This is a genomic window from Dysgonomonas sp. Marseille-P4677, from assembly GCF_016652235.1.
GTDB lineage: Bacteria > Bacteroidota > Bacteroidia > Bacteroidales > Dysgonomonadaceae > Dysgonomonas.
Genome location: NZ_JAEPKU010000222.1, coordinates 1 through 3,317 on the forward strand (window position 1 = coordinate 1; position 3,317 = coordinate 3,317).

Annotated in this window: 5 protein-coding genes; all 5 read left to right on the plus strand. The window is 33.8% G+C overall.

The window, feature by feature from the left end; all coding sequences use genetic code 11:
* Positions 1-857: RHS repeat-associated core domain-containing protein (locus JGH11_RS20405; RefSeq protein ID WP_304487932.1), on the plus strand; the 857-nt coding region annotated here is incomplete at its 5' end.
* 6 nt (positions 858-863) lie between these two features.
* Positions 864-1,256 (plus strand): hypothetical protein, encoded by a 393-nt coding sequence (locus JGH11_RS19465; protein ID WP_201114559.1) that lies wholly within the window; start codon positions 864-866, stop codon positions 1,254-1,256.
* Positions 1,257-1,489: 233 nt separating this feature from the next.
* Complete coding sequence (locus JGH11_RS20410; RefSeq protein ID WP_236264232.1) at positions 1,490-1,765, plus strand: hypothetical protein; 276 nt, start codon at positions 1,490-1,492, stop codon at positions 1,763-1,765.
* A gap of 14 nt (positions 1,766-1,779) precedes the next feature.
* On the plus strand, positions 1,780-3,003 hold the full coding sequence (locus JGH11_RS19470; RefSeq protein WP_236264234.1) for an RHS repeat domain-containing protein: 1,224 nt from the start codon (positions 1,780-1,782) through the stop codon (positions 3,001-3,003).
* Positions 3,000-3,317 (plus strand): hypothetical protein (locus tag JGH11_RS20415; protein WP_236264236.1); only part of this gene is annotated, 318 nt, incomplete at its 3' end. The genes JGH11_RS19470 and JGH11_RS20415, both read left to right, overlap by 4 nt.

Below are 3,317 nucleotides of genomic sequence, written 5' to 3' on the forward strand. Positions count from 1 at the left end.
CCTTTGCCGAAAAATACGATGACGGTAAAAACCAAAAGTACAAGTACAATGGCAAGGAACTGGATGACATGCATCAGCTGAACCTGTATGATTATTCGGCCAGATATTATGAAAGTGCAGTGGGAAGGTTTACCAGTGTCGATCCACTGGCAGAGAAGTATTATAGCATTAGTCCTTACGCATATGTCGCTAATAATCCAATAAATGCAATTGATCCAAGAGGAGATAGCATTTGGTTTACTATAGAGAATAATGTTGCGACCATGCATGTTACTGGAAAAGTAATCAATAGATCAAGTAGTGGGATTAATGTCAATAAATTAGCAAAGAATATCAGTTCTGGTATAACAGATGCATTAGGCACTAGTATTACTATTGATGGAAAAGAATATGAAATGCAAACTGATATACAAATTACAGGTGTTGAATCAATGGATGATGTTGCTGATTCAGACCATTTATTTGTTGCGGCTGACAATTCTGATTGGAAAATATTTGGAGCGACAAATGAACTTGGAGGAAAAGTTATGCATTTAAACGAAAGTAATATTAATGGGTATTTTAGCTATAAGACGAAAACCCCAGTGCATGAATTTGGGCATACGCTAGGGCTGGAGCATCCTGATCCTAATAGCATAGGTTATACTTCTACTGATATAATGAATCAGGGGCTAACAGGAAAGAAATTTTCAGGAGGAAGTGTGTCTAGAGCATATGACAATTGGAAAGCAAAAAGTTTAAACAAAGGGTTTAATAGTATAAGAACTGCGGATGGAAGAAAAATACCTTACCCGGTACTAAAAGATGGTAGACAAATAAGAACAATTCACCAATTAGGTTTTCGTTACAAATATTAAAAAAGTATGAAGAAAAAAATATATATTACTATATCGATATGTGTCTTGATAACAATTATATTCCTCTTATCTGTTAAGTGGAATATGAATATATTTATGGAATCAACATCTCCGCCTCCATATGATAAGATAGATCTAAAAGTATCTTTTGATAATAAAATTATTTTTGATGATACTTTGCAAAGGAATCCGTTTTCTTTTCCTACACATATTGAATGTCCAACGCGTATTGGCTTTCATACTATTTCATTAAGTTCCAAGAAAGTTAATATGCAAATTAAAAAAGATGTCTTCATTTTCTTTAACCATCATATAGCTGTATATTATGGGTTTGATACAACGAATATTGAACCTGTAGTTTATATAATTAAAGGGACCGGAGGGTTTGGTTATGAATAAGGAAACGACAAAATTAAAGGAGTAAAATCTTTTATTTATAAATAAGGAACCCCGCCAGTATTAACTGTACGGGGTTTGTTTTATTCTTTTATATTACAATCTGGTAATATTATTAGAAAACAAATCTCTAACCCTGTAACTACTTCACATCCTCTAATTATCAAAGTCACTTTAATAGCTGTAACGTCTGTACTTTCACCTTCTCCAAATCGATTATCGTCTTTACCGTTTCATTGATTGCATTTGCCTGGAATATAAGCCTGGTACGAAGAGGTAAAAATTCGGCGGCGGCAGATAACAATGTGATGGTAGACCAGTTGACCATGACCTATTCGGGCAACCAAATGACCAATGTCTCAGATACCGTTACCAACTTTGTCTATGTCGAATCAGCCGACTTCAAGGACAAAACTAACTTAGCTGCAGTTGTCGAATACACCTACAATGCCAATGGGGCGATGGAGAAAGATTTAAACAAGGGAATAACAGGTATTCAATATAATCCTTAAATTTACCCCTTCAGATGGTGATCAACAGTTCAACAGTCAAGGCAAAGAACTATTACACCTACTCGGCTTCAGGCGTGAAGCTGAAGACAGAGCAGCGCTACGACCCGACTTTGGTTAATTCTCCGATAGGCACCACTACTCCTGCCACAGATGGCTTTAGTGAATACAAGAACACCGACTATGTAGGCAATATCATTTATGAGACCTCCAAAAGTTCGGCCGGAACGGTAAATAAGACCCGCATACTTGTAGACGGAGGTTATATCGAAAACGGTGTATATCACTATTACCTTGCAGATCATTTGGGCAACAACCGAGTAGTGGTCAATGCCAGCGGTACAATCACCCAGCGAAATCATTACTATCCTTTTGGAACAGCCTTTGCCGAAAAGTATGATGACGGTAAAAAACAGCAGTACAAGTACAATGGCAAAGAGTTGGACGATATGCACCAGTTGAACCTGTATGATTACTCGGCCAGGTATTATGAAAGTGCAGTGGGAAGATTTACCAGTGTAGATCCGATGGCGGAGATGTATTCTTCCATATCACCATATGCTTATGTAGCTAATAATCCTATTAGGCGGGTTGACCCTACGGGGATGAATCCTATAACTATAGTTGCTTCCACATTTATAGATTCTTCTGGAAAAATTATAGATGTAAGAAATGATGGAGATAACAGTATATATTTAGTACATAATCTATTAAATTGGGATGGTTCTAAGAATAATTTATTAGTAATTGGTTATACTCCAGAACCTGATACCTTTAAAAATCATATTGGCAAAAACTTGAAAAGTCCAGAAGTTGTTAACTTTTATTTTTCAGAGTTAGACCGATTAAAAAAGAATGGTATTGCTTTTTCTTGGAAAGGATTACAGCACTTGGATATATTAGCTAAGTTTAAAACAAATCAAGATGAATATAAAAAAGCAGCTCTTGAATACAAAGAATTATTAAAAGAATTAATCATATTAAATGCAAAATTACATAGATCTAATTCTAGGAATACTGCATGGCAAAAAGCTAAGACGGCAGAATTAATGATAGCTTGTAAAAGAATTTTATTGAGGACTGGATTGTTTGCTATTCCTAACACATCAATTCCAGGGGATGACTATGTAGAATGGTTTATTCCATTTGACACTTCTACAATTGATGCAACATTCAATAAAGAGTTGGAAAAAATAGATGAACAATATCAAAACATTTATAATAAAGCATTAGGTTTATGATAAACATACTATTTACATTTTTTAAAACAGGCATAAGCACAGAAAATAAGTCATCTATAAAAGAAAAAGTGATTATACTAGGTAAATTATATTTTAGTTTTGTTTTTTTTATTGTAATAATCAGTACTATTCAAGAAGTTATATTTATTTCAAATAAATCGAATATTTCTTATATGATATTTTCATATACAGAAAGGGATATTATTATGCAAATAATAACAGTATTGTTGAGTCCACTAATGCTCTTACTCATTTTATTAAGTTTAAACAGGTTTGATATTACTAAAATTAAAATCAGTTTGATAAGTATATAT

Excerpts from the sequence above, each read along its gene's own strand:
- JGH11_RS19465 (WP_201114559.1), top strand. The coding sequence starts at position 864 with ATGAAGAAAAAAATATATATTACTATATCGATATGTGTCTTGATAACA.
- JGH11_RS19470 (WP_236264234.1), top strand. The coding sequence starts at position 1,780 with ATGGTGATCAACAGTTCAACAGTCAAGGCAAAGAACTATTACACCTAC.